The following is an 18,599-nucleotide window of genomic DNA, read 5'->3' as shown; positions in this document are numbered from 1 at the left end:
CCGCGATTAGGGAGCAGAAACATGATGCAACTATCGGAGGAGATGTCTGCTGGGGATGCACGCCTGCGGGTGGATGTCTACGGATCCCACCCCAGGGACCATGTGCTCGAGGACATGAGCTTCCTCAACTACCGGTTGGCCGATGTGCGCATCGAACCCGAGGTCACGTCGAGTGCTCCGGGCATCATCTGGAATCAGGACGGCGCCAAGGCGATCTCGTACGACGGCAGCGTCATGACCTTCGATGGTGACTGGGCAGAAGGACCGATCCAGAAGGTCATCGTGACCATGCTGGCGTTGAGGATGGAAGCCATCGGCCTGCACCCGTTTCACGCCTCCGCGGTGCGGTATCGTGACAAGACGGTCGTCTTCCTGGGAGGCGAGTCGAACCACGGCAAGAGCATGGGCCAGATCGAGGCGTGCAGGCGCGGTGGCCGGCTGGTGTCCACGGAGACGACGGTGATCGACGAGTCCGGAACCGCGGTCATGGGATCCAAGGACGTGTTCCTGAAGAAGCGGGCCAAGGGAACCGAACGAGCGGATAAGGCCGCCCCCAATCAGGGCGTGACCAAGTTCTTCGGTGAGATGCCCACGTGGGAGACCTGTGAGGAGCCGAGCAAGGTCGACGTTGTGGTGGTGCCGGCGATCGACGGCAACTTCGCACCCAGCCTGGTGGAGATGATTCCCTTCGAGGCGCAGTTTCAGACACTGCACTCGTTGCAGAACTACTTCCTGCTGAACGAGCTGCTCGCTCCGGGGTGGCCGATGCCCATCGTCGACACCGAAACTCTCCGCAAGAAGCGTGCCGCATTCGTGCAGTCGTTCTGCGATCTGCCGTACTTCTTCGTGCGCGCTGCCACACCCCAAGTGCTGATGGATGAGGTCGACAAGGTCATCTGAGAGGAGTCCGATGAAGGCGGGTGCAGACAACCCAGAGTCGGATCGACCGATTGCGCGAACCGGCGGATCGTCGTGATGCACACGTTCGAATACGCGCGGCCGGACAACCTGTCGGAGGCGTTGAGCCTGCTGAACGAGCACGGTTCGCAGGCTCGCGTCCTCGCCGGCGGAACCGATCTGATCGTCGGCATGCGGTCCGGGAAGCTGTCGGCGCGCATCGTGATCGATCTCAAGCGGGTGGCGGAGCTGCGACCCGGAATCACCGAGCACGATGGTGCCTTGCGGATCGGTGCGGCCGTCGTGCTCACCGACGTGATCGATGACGAACGCGTCAAGGATGCCTTCCCCGCCTTGGTCGAGGCGGCATCGGTGGTCGGATCGGTCCAGATCCGCAATCGAGCCACGCTTGCCGGGAACATCTGCAACGCATCGCCCGCCGCGGATACGGTCCCCGCGCTGATGATCTACAACGCGGTCGTGAATACGGTGAGCGGGTCGGGCGAGCGCCGGGTTCCGCTGGTCGAGTTCTTCGTCGGGCCGGGGCAAACGGTCCTGCGACCCGACGAGATCGTCACCTCGATCGATCTGCCGTTTCCCGAACGGCCGATCGGGGCTGCATTCGAGCGGATCGCCCGGCGCAGAGGGATGGATCTGGCCACGGTCAATGTCGCCTGTTCGGTCACAGGAGATGGCGTCACCCGCTTCGCCTACGGTGCGGTCGGACCGACGGCGTTCGTCGTCGACGATCGGAGCGGGCGCCTCGCGGACCCGGCAGTGGGCGAGGAAGACAAGGAGCGCCTCCTGAAAGATCTCGCAGCGCAGGCGAGCCCGATCTCCGATGTACGGGCAAGCCGCGAATACCGGCAGGCGATGCTGACGGTGCTCGGCAAACGGACACTCGCAACCGCTCTCGGACGGCTGAGGAGGGTGCTGTGACGCAGGCAGGGACCACGGTGGTCTTGACCGTCAACGGCAGGCGATGCTCGATCGAGGTGGCACCGCACCACACGCTCTTGGAGGTCCTGCGCGACCAGTTGGAGCTCACCGGCACGAAGGAATGTTGTACGGAGGGCGAGTGCGGTGCCTGCACGGTGCTCGTCGACGGCCGTTCGGTCAACTCCTGTCTCATGCTGGCCGTGGAAGCACAGGGATGCGAGATCATGACGGTCGAGGGTCTCGCAGGCGACGGCCGCCTCGGTCCGCTGCAGGAGGCGTTCCTCGACAAGGGCGCTCCGCAGTGCGGATTCTGCATCCCCGGCCAGCTGATGTCGGCGCACGCCCTGCTGAAACAGAACCCTCACCCGACCGTCGATGAGGTCCACGAGGCCTTGGCGGGCAACCTGTGCCGATGCGCGGGATACGTGCAGATCACCGAGGCGGTGCTCACCGCCGCCGAAACGGGGGAGCGATGAGCTGCAACGGCATCGGAAGCTCACCGCGCAGGTTTGGCGGACTCAGGCGGGTCACCGGCGCACAGGAGTACGTGGGCGACATCCGCCTGGCCGACGTGCTTCACGTCAAGCTGGTGCGTCTCGACCGTGCACGAGCCCGGATCCTCTCGATCGATGCGACCGCAGCGAAACAGGTTCCCGGGGTCCGCCTCGTTCTCACCGCCGCCGACCTGCCGCAGCCGGTCCCACGCTTCGGCCCCAAGTTCAAGGATCGGCCGATCCTCGCCGTCGGCGAGACCAAATACCATGGCGAACCGGTGGCGGCAGTGGCCGCCGAGACGCGTGACGCGGCCGAAGAGGCAGCGCGCCTCGTCCACGTGGAGTACGAGGTACTCGACGGCGGAGTCTTCGGTGTTGCCGCGGCGCTCGATCCGGCATCACCGCTCGTTCAGGATCACGCGATTCGCCCAAACGACCCGCTGGCCGATACGAACATCCTGCGCGAGCACCGTTTTGGCTGGGGCGACGTCGATGCAGCGGCGGCAGATCTCGTTGTCGAGAACACCTACTCGTTTCCGATGGTCACCCACTTCACGATCGAGCCTCACGGCTTCATGGCGGCTCCCGATGGCGACGGGATCACAGTGTGGAGCTCGATTCAGCATCCGTACCTTCTGCAGAAAACGATTGCCGAGCTCTTGGATCTGCCTTTGGCGAAGGTGCGTGTCTTTGCGCCGGACCCCGGTGGAGGTTTCGGAGGCAAGCAGATCCCCAAGTACGAGCCTCTGCTCGCGTTCATGGCTCTGCGCGCCGGCAGGCCGGTACGGCTGATCCTGACACTTGCCGAGACGTTCCAGGCAGTTCGACGAGCGGCGACAGAGGTCCGGTTTCGGACCGGTTTCCTGTCGGATGGCACGATTGCATTCCAGGACGTAGAGGCCAACTTCCTGATCGGGGCGTACGTCGACATCGCAGACCGCGTCGTGGGGAAGGCGAGTTATCTCGCCTGCGGTCCGTACCGTGTTCCCGCAGTTCGGATCATGGGACGAACACTGCTGTCTCACACGACGCCGAGCACCGCCTTCCGCGGATTCGGCATTCCGCAGATCACCTGGGCCAGAGAATCCAATATCGACGAAGGGGCGCGTGCGCTCGGAATCGACAGGGTCGAGATTCGCCTGCGCAACCTCGCCCGTCATGGGGAGACGTTCATTCCCGGTGACACACCGGCCGACGGCGACTGGTCCCAGACCGTTCGAAAGGCCGCCGAGCTGATCGGGTGGGGAACTCCTCTGGCGGCGCCCAAGCGTGGCCGTGGGCTCGCCGTGGGCCTCAAATCCGGACCGACAACGGGCCTCTCCTACTCGACGGTGAGGTTCTTGGCGGACGGGAGCGCTCTCGTCCTCAGCGGTACGTCTGACATGGGCCAGGGTGCGCGCACGGTCTTCGCCCAGATAGTCTCCGAGGAGCTCGGGATACCGCTCGACCGCATCTCGGTCATCATGGGCGACACCGGGGTGATCCCTTACGATCAGCAGACGTCTGCCAGCCGTTCATCGGTGCTCATGGGCACGGCCGTTCTGCGCGCCTGCCAGGACATCCAGGCGAAGTTGCGCGCCATGGCCTCGCGTCTCTACGAGGTCGACGAGTCCGAGATCGTCGTCGAGCGCGGTGTTGTTCGCCTTCCTGCTCGTGAACTCTGCGCGGTGGACGTGCTCCAGTCCGGCCTCGGTCGCCTCGGCGGCGAGATCGTCGGGAACGGGGAGATGCGCAAAGACGTCGAGCCCGATCACCCCCTCGGTGGTACTGCGGCGTTCTTCGAGTTCAACTGCACGGCGTTCGAGGCCGAGGTCGATGAGGAGACAGGCGAGATCCTTCTCGTGCGCCACGTGACCGTGAGTGACGTCGGCCGGGCGCTCAACCCGCTTCAGGTCGAGGGGCAGGACGACGGTGCGGCGATCATGGGTCTGGGACACACGCTCATGGAGCATGTGCTTCTCGACGGATCCGGCCGGATCCGGAATCTCGGCGCACTGGACTACCGGATCCCGACCATCAAGGACCTTCCGCTCGAACTCACGAGTGCGATGATCGAGAACGCCGATGGTCCGGGACCGTACGGCATCAAGGGGATCAGCGAAGGTGCCCTTCTGGCGGTCTCGCCGGCATTGGCCTCCGCGGTGACCGACGCCACGGGCGTGGTCATTCGCGATCTGCCGCTGACGCCCGAGCGCGTGTGGCGGGCACTCGAGGAGATGAGATGACTGTCTACGAAGAAGTCGGACCGATCGCGAACATGCCTGCCGGCAAGATCGTCGAGGCAGCACGACTGGTGAAGGAAGGCCGGTGGTTCTCGCTGGCCACCTCACGGTTCCCGGGCATGCCTCTCTTCCCGGGTCATCCGCCCTTTCAGGTTCTCAACTACCGGACCCCACCGGGGATTCGCGCCGAGGGCGCCCAACCGTGGGGACCTCCGAACGAGGTGGGCCTCGGGTATATGGCCGAATACGTGATGGCCACCTCCCACTCGGGGGCTCATGTCGATGCTCTCGCCCACATGACCATCGGTGAGGACGACCACTGGTATGGCGGCGGCAACACCGGTGAGCATTTGACCGACAAGGGCCCGTCGGTTGGCGACGCCGAGAAGCTCCCGCCCTTCTTCACACGGGGAGTACTGCTGGATGCGGCCGGGTATCGCGGTGTCGCGGCGCTGCCTGCCGGCTCGCCGGTAGGTGCCGACGAGCTCGAGGCGATCGCCGCCTGGGAAGGCGTCGAAGTCCGGCCTTGGGACACCGTCCTGATCCGCACCGGCTACCTGGCCTTCTGGCCGGACAGTGAAAAGATGGCCGAACACAAAACCGCCGGGCCCGATGCGTCCACCGCCGAATGGCTGCTCGAGCGGGGTGTGGTCGCGACGGGAACCGACACGGAGACCTATGAGGTTCAACCGGCGCCCGACCGAGGCACGCCCGCCAACCCGCAGCCGGTCCATACCCGGCTGCTGATCGAGGCCGGCATCTACCTCATGGAGAGCGTGTATTTGGAGGAGCTCGCCCAGGAGGGGGTCCACGAGTTCCTCTTTGTCGCGCTGCCGGTCAAGATTCGCGGTGCAACCGGGTCGATGATCGATCCGCTTGCCGTTATCTAGAAGGAGGTGGGGATGAGAGCGCTGGTCGTTACCGAACCGAACCGGTTCTCCGTAGAAGAGGTCGATCAACCGGAGCCGGGTCCGTTCGAGCTGCTGTGCCGGGTCCGCGCGGTGACCATCTGCGGCACGGACTCACACCTGCTGCGCGGCGACTATCCGGGTTTCTGGCCCCCCTCGTATCCGTTCATACCGGGTCACGAGTGGTCCGGCGAGGTCGTGGAGATGGGTCCCGGAGCCGAGCTTCTCGGTTGGAACGTCGGCGACAGGGTCGCAGGAACGTCTCACGACGCCTGCGGTTTCTGTCAGAAGTGCGTCGAGGGCCGCTACAACCTGTGTGAGAACTACGGGAACCCCCGTCTGCACCGCCAATACGGCCACAACTGGCAGGGTTCTTTCGCCGAGTATGTGGTGCACGGTGTGAAGAGCGTGTTCCACCTTCCCGATGCACTGACCTTCAGCGAGGGCGCCACTCTGGATCCGGCATCGATCGCTCTGCACACGGCCAACCGGGGTGGGAATCGTCCGGGAGACACCGTCGTGGTGATCGGTCCTGGCCCGGTAGGTTTGCTGGCTGCGGATGCGGCAAGAGCGAGGGGTGCGGGCCGCGTCATCGTTGCCGGCCGGGGCAGCCGACTCGCCAAGGCCGCCGATCTCGGCAACGAGACCGTCGACGTCGAATCCGAAGACCCGGTTCGTGCGGTCAGGAGCATGACGGACGATCTGGGTGCGGATGTCATCCTCGAGTGTGCCGGAGTTCCCCAGACGCTGCAGTGGAGCCTCGGCATGGCGCGAAAGGGTGGGCGAATCGCGGTGGTGGGCATACCCGTTGCAGGGGTCGAGCTCGCTCTTCAGAACCTCGTGCTGTACGAAAATGAACTGGTGGGCGTGCGTGCCTCGGCCGGTGAGATGCGCCACGTGATTCCGCTCGTCGTGGACGGACGCATCAGGGTGCGTGAGCTGATCACCCACCACTTCGCTCTCGACGACTTCGCCACGGCTCTCGAGACCTTCAACGAACGTCGCGAAGGCGCCCTCAAGGTCATCGTGGAACCGTGATACCGACTGGGGATGTGACGTGAGCCAGACGTTCGTGTTCGTCTGCACGGGCAACATCGGCAGATCACCGCTCGCCGCCGGTCTGGCCCGTCAACATCTGGCCGAGGCGTTGGGGATCTCCGAGACCGAATTGGGGGATCGTGGCATCGAAGTGACATCGGTGGGTACGAAAGCTCCTCCTCGTCTGCGCGCGGGACGCCTTGCCGTCGTCGCCGGTGATGAAGTAGGCGTCGACCTGCGAAGCCACCGGTCCAGGCGGATGAACCGAAAGCTCGCCGAGAGAGCGACTCGTGTGTATTGCATGGAACAGGGTCAGGTGGAGCGCCTGGTGGCGAAATACCCCGTGTTGGAGGGCAAGGTGCAGATGCTCCATCCCGACGGGAAACCTGTGCTCGACCCGCGAGGCGAGGACCTCGAGTTCCACAGGGAGGTCCGCGACCGCATCGCCGAAGCGCTCACGCAGCGAATCCCCGAACTCTTGGCGCTCGTCGACAACGACGTGTAGGAGCAACGCCGGTACGTGACCGACGAAGCCGGGAGGGGGGTTGTTGGTGCTGGCCCAAGACCCCCTCCGTCCTCGGCCAGAGCGCCGAGGACACCTCCCGGCACCCCCTCCGTCCCTGCGGGACACCTCCCCCAACGTCGGCCCTTCGGGCCTCCTGGGGGAGGAGACGGTCGGCCCGTTTCTCCCCCCAGAGAGCGAAGCGGCCCGTTTCTCCCCCCAGCGAGCGAAGCGGCCCGTTTCTCCCCCCAGCGAGCGAAGCGAGCGTTGGGGGGAGTACGGCGAAGCCGGGAGGGGGGCCGGCGTCAGCCGGAAAGGGAAGTACGGCGTCAGCCGGAAAGGGAAGTACGGCGTCAGCCGGGAGGCGGGCCTCCTGGGGGAGGGGAGGGACCCATCAGACGCCGATCCGCCGGTAGCCTCGGGCGTGGCAGGCCCGGCTGTCACGGTCCGAAGGAGGGCTCATTCGGGTTTTGGCTTCATTCGTTCTCGGTTCGATTCCAGGTTGACGCTGGGATGGCAAGACGCGTAGTCTCGGGTAATCGATTATCGAAGATCGGAGAGAACGTGCCCTACGTCTTTGCCTTCGACCACCCGCACGATCTGCCACATGCCGAGGTCAAGACCGTCATCGGGGGGAAAGCGGCCAACATCGCCGTGATGGCCGGCGAGCTTGGCCTCCCGGTACCTCCCAGCTTCACGATCTCGACAGAGGCGTGCCGCGCGTACCTGGCCGGGGGATGGCCCGAGGGGCTCGATGAGGAGATCCGCGAGCACCTGCGTCGAGTGGAGGCTGCGATGGGACGGCAGTTCGGCAGTTCGACGGATCCTCTGCTCGTGAGCGTCCGCTCCGGTGCACCAGTCTCGATGCCGGGGATGATGGACACGATTCTGAACCTCGGTCTCAATGACGCGACGGCGCAAGGGCTCGCCGCCGTGTCGGGTGACAGCGGCTTTGTCGAGGCGTGTCGGGACCGCTTCTCGACGATGTATCGACAGATCGTCGGTGTGGAGATCGTCCCCGTTGACCCGTGGCAACAGCTCCGCGGTGCGATCGAGGCAGTCTTCCGTTCCTGGAACAGTGACAGGGCCAGAAGCTACCGGGCACGCGAGTGCATCGCCGACGACCTCGGGACGGGGGTGACGGTGCAGGCCATGGTGTTCGGGAATCGGGGCGCCGATTCGGCCACCGGTGTCCTGTTCACCAGGAACCCCGCGACCGGGGAGTCCTGCCTCTATGGCGACATCATGTTCGATGCGCAGGGCGAGGATGTCGTTGCCGGGACGAGCCAGACAGAGCCGATCGCGGTGCTCGATGAGCGGATGCCTGCGATTGCCGAGGATCTCCGGCGATACGCCCACACGCTCGAGCGCCACTTCGTCGATCTGTGCGATATCGAGTTCACGATCGAGCAAGGTCGACTCTGGTTGCTCCAGGTTCGGGTCGGCAAGCGGAGCCCGCAGGCTGCCCTGCGGATCGCGGTCGAGATGTCAGAGGACGACGACTTTCCTCTCTCTCGCTCAGAAGCCGTCCGGCGGGTTGCCCGCTACCTGGAGGATCCCCCGACGACGGCCGGCGCGCGGCCCGCGGACGCTCGACTCGTGGCGACCGGCCTCGCGGCATCGCCGGGTATGGCGACGGGCGAGATCGCTACGACGCCCGAGGCCGCTGTTGCCGTGGCCGATGCCGGCCGAAGCGTGATCCTCGTCCGTCGAGAAACGTCGCCCGATGATGTTCACGGCATGGCCAGGGCAGCCGGAATCTTGACTTCGACCGGCGGCCTTGCCAGCCACGCGGCAGTGGTCGCCAGAGGATGGGGAATCCCGGCAGTCGTCGGCGTATCCGAGGTGAAGGTCGGGGATGGAACGGTATCCATCGGTGATCGCGTGTTCGCCGCCGGCGACATGTTGACAATCGATGGCGGCAGCGGTGAGGTATTCGCCGGTTCGGTCTCGAGCAGTGAGACGATCGTTCCCGAGGTGGAGAAGTTGCTTTCCTGGGCGCGGGAGCTCGGGATCGAGATTCCGGCTTCGGGTGAGGGCGGCGACACCTCCGAAGAGGGCGGCGACACGTCCGAGGAGTCCAGCGACACCTCGAGGGAGGGTGAGCTGACGGTCGAGATGGTCGTTCGAGCTCTTCTCATCAAGGGCTTTGCGATGCCGGACGGTATCGCGTCCACATTCTTTACGACAGAGGAAGAAGCGAGCCAGATCCTCGATCGGATGACTGCCGAGGGACTCGTCGAGTCCTCAGGCGGCATGTTCCAGCTGACCGCGGAAGGCAAGACTCTCGGTAGAGAGCTGATCAACGCCGATCGGGAGTCCTGGGGAATGGAGAATGCCGTAGAGGCACTCGACGCGTTTCTGCTGCTCGACTGCAGGCTGAAGGAGATCGTGACCTCCTGGCAGATGCGCAAGGTCGAAGGTCGGCAGCTGCTGAACGATCACTCCGACCCGTCCTACGACGCGTCGGTGCTGGCCGAGTTCGGTTCCCTGCACCAAGACGCTGCCGCGCTGCTCCAATCGCTCACCGATGGACTCCCTCGACTCGATTCCTACTTTGAGCGGTTGGAGCGGGCGGCGGCTCTCGTTCACGCCGGCGAGCATCTCTACATCGCCTCACCCAGAGTGGACAGCTACCACGGCGTCTGGTTCGAGCTTCACGAGGACCTGATCCTTCTTGCCGACCGCAACCGCGCCGACGAGGTGGCGGCCGGCCGCGCCTGATTGTCGCGAGACGAGTCAGAACCGACATCCACCGCCGCGGCAACAGATGTCCGGGCGGGGCCTGGGTTATCGGACCGCCTGCGCAAGGCTCTCGGCGTAGGCTCCCAGCGTCGCCGGATCATGAGGCGCCGGGAAGTGGACGATGATGTGCTGAGCTCCCGCTTCTCGATAGGCGGCGGCGAGCTCGGCGAAGGCGGCCGGTTCTTCGGTAGCTTCCGCCTTCACTGAGACCTCGATCTGCGACGGGTCCCTCCCGATGTCGGCGCAGTGGGCGTGCAGCACGTCGATCTTGTGGCGGAGTTCTGCCGGTTCTCCGAACGGGAAGTTCCACTGGTCGGCCCATCGCGCGGCGATACGAAGGGTCCGCTTCTCGCCCTTGCCCCCGATCACCAGAGGTGGGCGTGGCTTCTGAATCGGCTTCGGTTCGCACAGGGCATCCGTGAGCCGGTAGTGCGTTCCCCTGAAGGTCGTGCGCTCGCGCGTCAAGAGGCTGTGGATGATCTCGCAGGACTCTGCGAGCCGGTCGAATCGTTCCGGCCAGGGAGGTAGGGGTATTCCGTAGGCCGCGTGTTCCTCTTCACTCCATCCGGCGCCGAGGCCGATTTCCAGACGACCTTGCGATGCGACGTCCAGCGTCGCCGCCATGTTCGCGAGCAGCGCCGGATGCCGGTGCGTGTTTCCGGTGACGAGCACACCGAGGCGTATCCGATTCGTTGCCGCCGCCAGATAGGACAGCATGGTCCATGCTTCGAAGCAGGGTCCGGTGGGGTCGGAGAAGATGGGGTAGAAGTGGTCGAAGGTCCAACCGGCGGAGTACAGATCGATGCGATCGGCCTCGAGCCAGAAGTCGATCATCGGCTTCCATTCGGTGTGTTGAGGCCGGGTCTTGAACGACACTCTCATGGGCTCTCTCCGATTCGATGTGGTAGGGGCAGCTCGTATCCGTTGCGGGCGGTGAATCGCAAATGATGCGTGTATCCGGCGGCTCTGGCGGCCTGCACGACCTCGATGTGCCCCCAGGCGGCTTCATGGGGGGCGTGGGCATCGCTGGCCAGGGTGATGGGAACGCCGGCCGTGTGGAAACTCCGGAGGAGGCGCGGCGCGGGGTAGATCTCGGCAACCGGTTTACGCAGGCCGGCACTCGAAACTTCGACTGCCACACCGGCGGTGGCCGCCGCAGCCACCAGCGGGGCGTACAGGTCGTCGAGGGGCCCCTCCGGGCGGATCCCGATCTTCTTGATGACGTCGGCATGGGCCAGGACGTCGACCATGCCCGAGGCGGCGAGCTCGGTTTCGAGTTCGAAGTACTGCTCGTACGCGAGTCGTGCTCCACGTTTGGCGAACTCCGGGGCCGCGGATGCGCGGTCGACGGCCCAGGCATCGATCCAATGAACGGAACCGATCAGAAAGTCGAACGGATAGCCTCCGAGCAGCTCCAGCACGGGACCAACGGTTCCCGGCTGGAAGTCGACCTCGAGACCGAGCTTGACCGGGAGACCCCGTTGTTTCGCATCGAGCACCACGTCGACGTACGCGTCGAGCGACAGGTTGCGTTCGCGTGCGACGATCTGCTCCATCTCGGCCGACAACCGGGGGTCGGGGTCGTGCTTCCACCATGTGCCCAGGACCGGCGCGGATTCGACGCACCGGTAGAGATGCTCCGTGAAGCCGAGTTCGGTGACCCCTCGAGACAGGGCCGTGTCCACGTATCGATCGATGTAACCGGGTGGATAGACGCCCATGGGTGGCGCATCAGGGGTTGGGAAGTGAGGATGCAGGTGCAGGTGGTAGTCACTCATGATCTGAACCCATCGGGTAACAATTGCGGCGGGTCACCGGATCGCCCGGCATGTGTTCTCCAGCCGGTCGTCTGCGGAACGAATGGATAGGAAGTCTCTGTGGCTCTCCATATGTCTTGGCGAGTCGTCGCTCGCGAAGTGTCGGAGATCCCTGCTCTGCGTTCATGTGGCAGCCCGCCATGTCGACGCCAACCCTAGGTGCGTGTGGCGGCGGCTACGCACGAAAAGGATGATGGCGGCCGCTGCAACCAGTGCGGCTCCGGTTGCCCACCAGGCAGCGGCAAATGAGATTCCGTCTGCCACCAAGCCGAAGATGGGAGGGCCTATCGCCGCTCCCAAGAAGACACCTGACTGCGTGATTCCGGTGGCCGTGGCAGGGGCCTCGGGATTGTCCTTGACGATCGCGAAGGTGAAGAGCCCTGACCACCCCCATCCGGCGCCAAACGCCATCAGACCGCCGAGGATGAGCCCGGCATGTGTCCCGATGGCGATACCGGCCACGCCCAGGGCGCCCACGGTCAACATCGATGCGACGGCGGTGAGGTCGGCGCGGTCGGTTCGGTCGATCAACCATCCGGCGATCAGCCGTGCTGCGATGCCGGCCAGGCTGCCGCCGGCCAGCAAGAGTCCGGCGGCGCTCTCATCGAAGCCAGTGTTCACGGCGTAGGTGACGGTGAACGAGGTGAGGGCGTCGATCCCGCCGATGCCGAGCATCCCGGCGATGGCGAGAGCAATCAACAACCAGAGGGGTGTGCTCGGGCGTCCGACCTTCTCGGCGGTGCGGCTCGGGGAATCGACTTCGTGGTCGGCGCATCTGAGCGGAACCGCAAGCGCGGTCAGAAGAGCGAGAGCCGACCCTCCCCAGAACGCCCATTCCCATCCGACCGTCAGCGCCACCACCGGCACTGCCAAGCCACCGAGGAGCGTCGCGGCGGGAACGGATGCGTGTTTCGCGCCGAACAGGAACCCCCGGCGCCGGGCACCGACGCAGCGAGCAACGGTGAGATTCGCAGCAGGTTGCGCCAGCGAGGCGGCCAACCCACCGAGGATGAACCACGCGCCGAATGCGAAGGGTGTTGGCGCAGCGAAGGCGATTCCCGCCAGCGCGATGGCCGCCATGAAGCTTGACAACCGCAAGCCACGAGCCCAGCCCGCTCGTTGGACCAACGCCCCCATCAGTGGGGATCCCACCGCAGAGGCGGCGAAGAAGATCCCGATCACCACTCCCAACCCGGTGAGGCCGAGACCGATGTCCTTGCTGATCTGGACGGCCAGACCGGCTGTCAGGAAGCCCGGAAGGACGCTCACCGTCACTGTCGCAAAGGCCGGGACGACCGCGCGCCAAGCCACATGGACCGACGGAACGCCGACGCGAGAGGGTGGGATCACCTCACACTCCTCGAATGGTCGTAACGCTCGATCTCAGACTGCGGTGAGTTTGTCGTAGAGGGATCCTGCGTTGAGGTTCTGGATGTAGTCCATCATGTACTCCTGGCCGATGTCGACCGGGTACCGATCCGAGAAGTTGACCCGTTCGATCGTTTCTTCTTTCGACCAGCCCTTGGCGATGCCGACCGCCACAGCCGTCTTCCACTCGAGCAGCACGGCCCGCTGCATATCGAGATAGGTCTTGGTCGTGACCGGCCCATGGCCCGGAATGATGTGATCGACGTCGAGTGCTCGGATCGTGTCGAGGGCGTCCAGCCACTGGTCCACATTTGAGGCCATCAGCCACGTCTGACACTGGCAGAAGACGGTGTCGCCGGCGAACACGACTCGTTCTTCGGGGACGTGTACCGCCACCTGGCCGGGCGTGTGGCCCGGGGTGTGGATCAGCTCGAAGGTATGGTCTCCCACTCGCAGCGTCAGGTTCCCGGAGAAGACGATCTGACCTTTGTTCGGGTCCGAGTAGTACTCATCCCGATTGGGGAAGATGGCCTCGCCGTCCGGGTCATCGGTCGGGATCGCCTCCGCGGCGTACGCGAAAGGGTCCAATTCGGGGCCGACGACCATGAAATCGTCGTAGACACCTTGGTGGTGCACGACGGTGCCTGCGCCTTTGAAGTAGTAGTTGCCAAAGATGTGGTCGACGTGGTGTTCTGTGTTGATGAGGTAGCGGATCGGGCCGTGAGATTCGGCCTCTTCACGCATGGCGACCGCCTTGGTGGGGAGCTGGGGCGTATCGATGACGACCACGCCGTCCGATGTCGTCACATAGCTCGGGTTGCATCCGCGGAGTTTCGTCTCCGTGAATACGTTGGGTGTGACGTTCTGCATTTCTCTGGCTCTCCCTGTGATTGGTGGTTACTGCGTGGCGGTCAATCCGCCATCGATAGTGAGGATCTGCCCGGTGATGAACGACGAGGCGTCCGAGCAGAACAACAAGCTCGCGCCGATCAGATCCGTCGTCTCGCCGACCCGGTGGAGTGGGATGCGGCCAACCACGCCGGCTTTGAAGTCTGGATCTTCCAGCAGCATCGCAACCTGGGGTGTGTCGACGAAAGTCGGGGCGATTGCGTTCACGCAGATTCCGTGCCGGGCCCACTCTGTAGCCCACTGTCGCGTCAGCGAATCGATTGCACCTTTTGCGGCAACGTATGCCGAGTAGCCGGCATTGATGCCGAGTTGGCCCCGGACCGATGAGATGTTCAGGACCTTGCCGCCGTGTCCAGCTTCGATCATTGCCTTGACCGCCGCCTGTGTGGGGAGCACGGTGCTGCGAACGTTCAGCTCGAAGATCCAGTCCCACTCGCGAATCGGATAGTCCTGAGCATCGAACAGGACCTTGCCGGCCCCGCCTCCGACCGCGTTGACGATGATGTCGAGACGGCCCCACCGGTCTACGGTTTCGGCCACGGCGCGGTCCGCTTCTTCCTTCTGCGTGACATCGGCCGCGATCGCCAGCGCCTGCCCGCCGGCATTGAGCACTCTGTCGGCCACGGCCTGGGCGCGTTCCGCCGATCGACCCACGATTGCGACGCCGGCTCCGGCTGCCGCGAGCCCCTGCGCCAGGGTGGATCCTATGCCGCCGCTGCCACCGGGAATGATGGCAACCTTGCCGTCGAGCCTGAAGATATCCAGTTGGCTCACTTGCGTTCCCTCTACCTTCTCCAGTTCCATTCTGGGCTTCACCGACTGCCCTTCCGGTCACCTCTTGAGCGAGCGGACCGTCTCACGCACCGTCTCGGCCGTTCTCGACGCCGAAATACCATACTTCTCGAGGAGATCCTCGTTGGGTCCGGACTCTCCGAACACGTCCTGCAGGCCGTGTCGTTTGATCGGTACCGGGTGATACTCTGCCAGAGTCTCGGCGATCGCCCCACCAAGGCCGCCCACGATGGTGTGTTCTTCAGAGGTCATCACCAGGTTCGTCTTCCTTGCAGCGCTCACGATGGCATCGATGTCGAGTGGCTTGATCGTTGGCACGTGAACGAGGTGTACGTCGATGCCTTCGGTTGCCAGCACCTGCGCGGCCTCGTACGCACGGACGCTTTGCACCCCGGTCGAGAAGACGGTGATATCAGACCCCTCGCGAAGGGTGACTGCCTTGCCGATCTCGAACCGGTAGTCGTTGTCGAAGAGAACCGGCGAGTTGGAGCGGGTCAGCCGCAAGTACACGGGACCGGGATGGTCGATGATCGCGGGCAGTGCCCGGCGAGTCTCGACTTCGTCCGCGGGGGCGACCACCGTCATGTTCGCCATTGCCCGCATGATGGAGATGTCATCGAACATGAGGTGTGTCTTGCCGGTCATCCCGGCAAGCAGGCCGGCGTATCCGCCCATCAGTTTGACGTTCAGTTTCGGTTGAGCGATCAAGACCCGAATCGAGTCATGTGCCCGAGAGACGATGAAACAGGCAAAGGTGCTGACGATCGGGATCAAACCGAGCGTTGCCATGCCGGCTGCCATGCCGAGCATGTTCTGTTCGGTAATCCCCATCTGGAAGAACCGCTCCGGGTGCTCGTTTTCGAACAAGTCCGTCCGGGTGGAACTCCCGGTATCGCCGTCGAGGACGACGAGTCGGGGATCGGTTCGTGCGAGTTCGGCGATCGTTTCGCCGAAGGCCACTCTCAAGGCCTTCCCCGGCGTGAGACTGGTCATCGTTCACCGGCTTTCGTCTCGCCGAGTTCCTGCATCGCGGTGGCGAACTCCTCCTCGGTCGGCACCCTGCTGTGCCACCTGTAATTGTCCTCCATGAATGAGACCCCTTTGCCCTTGATGGTGTGGGCCACGATCACCACGGGGCTTTCGGAGACGGCTTGGGCTTTCTCCACGGTGTTCAGGAACGCTCCAATGTCGTGACCGTCCACCTCCAGGACGTGCCATCCGAATGCTCTCCAGCGGCCCGCCAGCTCGTCTCCAACATACGGGGTGAGGCGTTCGGTCGCCGTGTCGCCACGCCAGCCGAACTGCTGGAGGTTGTTCTGGTCGACGATCGCCACCACGTTGTCGAGGTGATAGCGGTTGGCCACATGAGCCCCTTCCCACACGATCCCCTCGTTGCACTCGCCGTCGCCGAGCATCACATAGGTGGTGAAGTCCTTGCCCAACGCACGAGCTCCGAGGGCGATGCCGAGCGCACCGGCGAAACCAAGGCCGAGTGAACCAGACGACATGTCGATGCCCGGGGTGATCGTCATGTCCGGATGGCCCTGGAGTCTCGAGTCGATCGCGTCGAAGGTCGCCAGTTCCTCGATGTCGAAGTAGCCCCGCATCGCCAGGACGGTGTACAGGGCGATGGAGCTGTGCCCCTTGGAGAGTACGAACCGGTCTCGGTCGGGCCAGTCCGGTTCATCGGGGCGAACATCGAGGACTCGAAAGTAGAGGGCGGCCAGCATGTCGACCGCCGAATATGGGCCACCCACATGGCCGCCCTTGGCATGGGCGACCGCTTTGAGAATCTGGATACGAGCCCGGCGGGCGATATCGGCAATCTCGGCGACGGTCGGAGCGGTCGTCATCATTCGGATCTCGGTCTGGGCGGTGCGCCGGCGCTCATTCGTCGTCTTTCTCGTATGAGCCGGGGACAACGGGGGGAGAGAAGGAGGTGACCATTTCCAGGGGACCGGGGCCGTGGGAAACCGTCTGATGGTGCAGACCCGGAGGAATGTACACGCAGGTGCCAGGTTCGAGGAAGGCCGTGCCTTCGGGTGTCACCAGCTCACCCTTGCCCGAGACGATGTAGATGACCTCTTCCTGGGTCGGGTGGACATGCCCCTCGGGGGCCGAATTCGGTGGGAACACGGAGTAGCCGACGGTCAGATTCTTGGCATCGCCGATCTCCGGACCGATGTAATGCAGCCAATCCCTGCCAGGCAGATTGAAGACCCGCGCTTCTGTTTTCGTCACGGCTTTGAGTTCCACCGTCGCCTCCAAAGCCAGGTCGGTCGGTCCCACCTGGCCAGATCATCGATTATCGAGTATTTACGATAGTCCCTCCCGGAGAGGGTGGTCAAGAGGCGGGCCTCGCCGCTTCGAGACCGGCCCAGTCGGCTCGAGAACCCTGCGGAGATATGGGTATGACGGCCACGTGGTCGGCTCCGGCCCCGTGCATACGCGCAACGGCCGCCTGAAGATCCTGGCGTGATCCGTGAGCGACGAGATCGTCCACAAGCCGGTCGCTTCCTCCGTCGTCGAGGTCGGCTTCTCGATATCCCATGTGGATGAGGCTTGCCCTGTAGTTGGGTTGGCGGAGATGCCCCGCCAGGTAGGAGCGCGCAGCAGATCGGGCGCGAATCGGGTCGTCGTCGGCGACCACCGCTTGGGTGACGATGAGTGCCGGCCGGTGGAGTCGGTCGTCGTGAGCCGCGTCGATGACAGACCGGGCCCGGGCCACGTATTCGGCGGTTACGAGGTAGGGAAAGACGCCGTCGGCCGTGCGTGCGGCCAGCCGCAGAGCGCGGGGACGCAGGGCGGCCACGACCAGTGGCGGCTCATGGTCGGGGAGCACGGCCCGATAGGGTGCCTCACGGTATTCGCGCAGGTACCGTTCCAGTGTCGCGAGCGGGGACGTGTAGTCATGGCCCCTGGCGGCCGCCGACGAGGCGTGTGAGACTCCCAGGCCCATGATGAACCGGCCGCCCGTGGCCTCGGCGATGGTTCTCGCCCCCGCATGCGCTGCGGTGGCGTCGCGGGCATGGATCGGTGCGACCCCCAGGCCGAGTGGGATGCCGGAGGTGGATGCTGCAAGCAGGCCGAGCAGAGCGAACGGTTCCCGACCCAGACTTTCGTTGACCCAGAAGCAGTCATACCCGAGTTCTTCGGCCCGGCGCGCATAGTCGACGATTTGGCCGACACTCCAGTGGTCAAACGTTCCCCAGACCCCGGTCGGTCCCAGCCAATCCTGCAGGGGCATTTTCCTCCTCACGGATAGGAGACCAGGTTACCGCCGGCACCGGCCACGGCCGGCCCTGCGATCGTACGGGTGACAAGGCCGACCGCCGTCAGTCGGCCTTGTCACCCTGCAATTGTCGACCGAGTGGCGGTCAGCGAAGTGAAGCCCAGGGCTCCTCTTCGGCCACGTCGACAAGCTCGTATCCGGCCTCGCCGACGCAAGGACCGAGGATGGCCAGCAACTTTGCGTTGCCATCGAAATCGTTGAACGAAGCATGGACTGTGCCCGTCGGGACGAAGCAGGCGTCACCCGCTCGCATGATGTGCTTCTCGTCGCCGATCCACTGCTCGACCGCCCCTTCGATCACGAAGAGGACTTCCTCTTGATCCGGGTGTTTGTGGAAATTGTGGCAACCACCGGGATCGAGCCGAACATCGATGACGACGAGCTGTTTCGCTCCGGTGGACGCCGGCCGAGACAGCCAACCGAGCTGCCCCCAGTCCAGTGTTTCGAATTCGACCGATGCATGCGGCACAAAGGTTCCGGCCATGTCCATATCCTCCTTGTTTGGCCTGTCGGCGTTTGGCCTGTCGGCGCCTCAACCTAGTGCCTCGACCGGCAACCTTTGCGGCGTTCTGCCGGCCAGGAACGCCGCTTGCTACGTTCTCCGCCTCGACGCACCTGCAGGTGCGCCTTCGTTGTGCGGGTCTTGCGATCGATATCGGATCGACCCGACAACTCG

The 18,599-nt window shown here is 64.5% G+C and carries 18 protein-coding genes; 8 read left to right on the top strand and 10 right to left on the bottom strand.

Annotated features, from left to right (window positions below; translation table 11 throughout):
• The first annotated feature begins 21 nt into the window (after nt 1-21).
• From GWP04_00740 to GWP04_00705, 8 genes are all read left to right on the top strand, one after another.
• A complete protein-coding gene (locus GWP04_00740) occupies nt 22-900 on the top strand; it encodes a hypothetical protein (protein ID NIA24074.1) in 879 nt (292 codons plus the stop codon).
• 75 nt (nt 901-975) lie between these two features.
• The gene (locus GWP04_00735; GenBank protein NIA24073.1) at nt 976-1,836 is read left to right on the top strand and encodes a xanthine dehydrogenase family protein subunit M; all 861 of its coding nucleotides are present in this window, start codon (nt 976-978) and stop codon (nt 1,834-1,836) included.
• A gap of 17 nt (nt 1,837-1,853) precedes the next feature.
• On the top strand, nt 1,854-2,312 hold the full coding sequence (locus GWP04_00730; protein ID NIA24072.1) for a 2Fe-2S iron-sulfur cluster binding domain-containing protein: 459 nt from the start codon (nt 1,854-1,856) through the stop codon (nt 2,310-2,312).
• Entirely contained in the window at nt 2,249-4,555 is a 2,307-nt protein-coding gene (locus GWP04_00725) for a molybdopterin-dependent oxidoreductase (protein ID NIA24071.1), read from the top strand. Before GWP04_00730 ends, GWP04_00725 begins: the two co-directional genes overlap by 64 nt.
• Nucleotides 4,552-5,442, top strand: a complete 891-nt coding sequence (locus tag GWP04_00720) for a cyclase family protein (GenBank protein NIA24070.1) — start codon at nt 4,552-4,554, stop codon at nt 5,440-5,442. Before GWP04_00725 ends, GWP04_00720 begins: the two co-directional genes overlap by 4 nt.
• Before the next feature lie 12 nt (nt 5,443-5,454).
• Nucleotides 5,455-6,498 carry an alcohol dehydrogenase catalytic domain-containing protein gene (locus GWP04_00715; GenBank protein ID NIA24069.1) on the top strand — a complete coding sequence of 348 codons (1,044 nt, stop codon included), beginning with the start codon at nt 5,455-5,457 and terminating at the stop codon, nt 6,496-6,498.
• 19 nt (nt 6,499-6,517) lie between these two features.
• The gene (locus tag GWP04_00710; protein ID NIA24068.1) at nt 6,518-7,003 is read left to right on the top strand and encodes a hypothetical protein; all 486 of its coding nucleotides are present in this window, start codon (nt 6,518-6,520) and stop codon (nt 7,001-7,003) included.
• Between the two features lie 510 nt (nt 7,004-7,513).
• Nucleotides 7,514-9,724, top strand: coding sequence for a pyruvate, phosphate dikinase (locus tag GWP04_00705; GenBank protein NIA24067.1), 2,211 nt, complete (start codon nt 7,514-7,516; stop codon nt 9,722-9,724).
• Between the two features lie 66 nt (nt 9,725-9,790).
• On the opposite strand, the gene GWP04_00700 is transcribed toward GWP04_00705, so the two are convergent.
• From GWP04_00700 to GWP04_00655, 10 genes are all read right to left on the bottom strand, one after another.
• Nucleotides 9,791-10,627 (bottom strand): TIGR03560 family F420-dependent LLM class oxidoreductase, encoded by an 837-nt coding sequence (locus tag GWP04_00700; GenBank protein ID NIA24066.1) that lies wholly within the window; start codon nt 10,625-10,627, stop codon nt 9,791-9,793.
• Nucleotides 10,624-11,523 carry a hypothetical protein gene (locus GWP04_00695; GenBank protein NIA24065.1) on the bottom strand — a complete coding sequence of 300 codons (900 nt, stop codon included), beginning with the start codon at nt 11,521-11,523 and terminating at the stop codon, nt 10,624-10,626. The genes GWP04_00700 and GWP04_00695 overlap by 4 nt, the downstream gene beginning before the upstream one ends.
• 162 nt (nt 11,524-11,685) lie before the next feature.
• Nucleotides 11,686-12,912: an MFS transporter gene (locus GWP04_00690; GenBank protein NIA24064.1), complete on the bottom strand. Its 1,227-nt coding sequence runs from the start codon at nt 12,910-12,912 to the stop codon at nt 11,686-11,688.
• A gap of 33 nt (nt 12,913-12,945) precedes the next feature.
• Nucleotides 12,946-13,800: an MBL fold metallo-hydrolase gene (locus GWP04_00685; protein ID NIA24063.1), complete on the bottom strand. Its 855-nt coding sequence runs from the start codon at nt 13,798-13,800 to the stop codon at nt 12,946-12,948.
• 27 nt (nt 13,801-13,827) lie between these two features.
• Nucleotides 13,828-14,643 carry an SDR family oxidoreductase gene (locus GWP04_00680; GenBank protein NIA24062.1) on the bottom strand — a complete coding sequence of 272 codons (816 nt, stop codon included), beginning with the start codon at nt 14,641-14,643 and terminating at the stop codon, nt 13,828-13,830.
• A 27-nt stretch (nt 14,644-14,670) separates the two neighbouring features.
• Nucleotides 14,671-15,624, bottom strand: coding sequence for a transketolase family protein (locus GWP04_00675; protein ID NIA24061.1), 954 nt, complete (start codon nt 15,622-15,624; stop codon nt 14,671-14,673).
• The gene (locus tag GWP04_00670) at nt 15,621-16,487 is read right to left on the bottom strand and encodes a transketolase (protein NIA24060.1); all 867 of its coding nucleotides are present in this window, start codon (nt 16,485-16,487) and stop codon (nt 15,621-15,623) included. The genes GWP04_00675 and GWP04_00670 overlap by 4 nt, the downstream gene beginning before the upstream one ends.
• Nucleotides 16,488-16,518: 31 nt before the next feature.
• On the bottom strand, nt 16,519-16,920 hold the full coding sequence (locus GWP04_00665; GenBank protein ID NIA24059.1) for a cupin domain-containing protein: 402 nt from the start codon (nt 16,918-16,920) through the stop codon (nt 16,519-16,521).
• Nucleotides 16,921-16,975: 55 nt separating this feature from the next.
• Nucleotides 16,976-17,878 carry an LLM class flavin-dependent oxidoreductase gene (locus GWP04_00660; protein ID NIA24058.1) on the bottom strand — a complete coding sequence of 301 codons (903 nt, stop codon included), beginning with the start codon at nt 17,876-17,878 and terminating at the stop codon, nt 16,976-16,978.
• Nucleotides 17,879-18,008: 130 nt separating this feature from the next.
• Entirely contained in the window at nt 18,009-18,413 is a 405-nt protein-coding gene (locus tag GWP04_00655) for a cupin domain-containing protein (GenBank protein ID NIA24057.1), read from the bottom strand.
• Nucleotides 18,414-18,599 lie beyond the last annotated feature (186 nt).

This window comes from Gammaproteobacteria bacterium (genome assembly GCA_011682695.1).
Lineage (GTDB): Bacteria > Actinomycetota > Acidimicrobiia > Spongiisociales > UBA4744 > BMS3Bbin01.
Note: the sequence above shows the minus strand (reverse complement) of the source record. Positions and strands in the feature narration are given on the sequence as shown.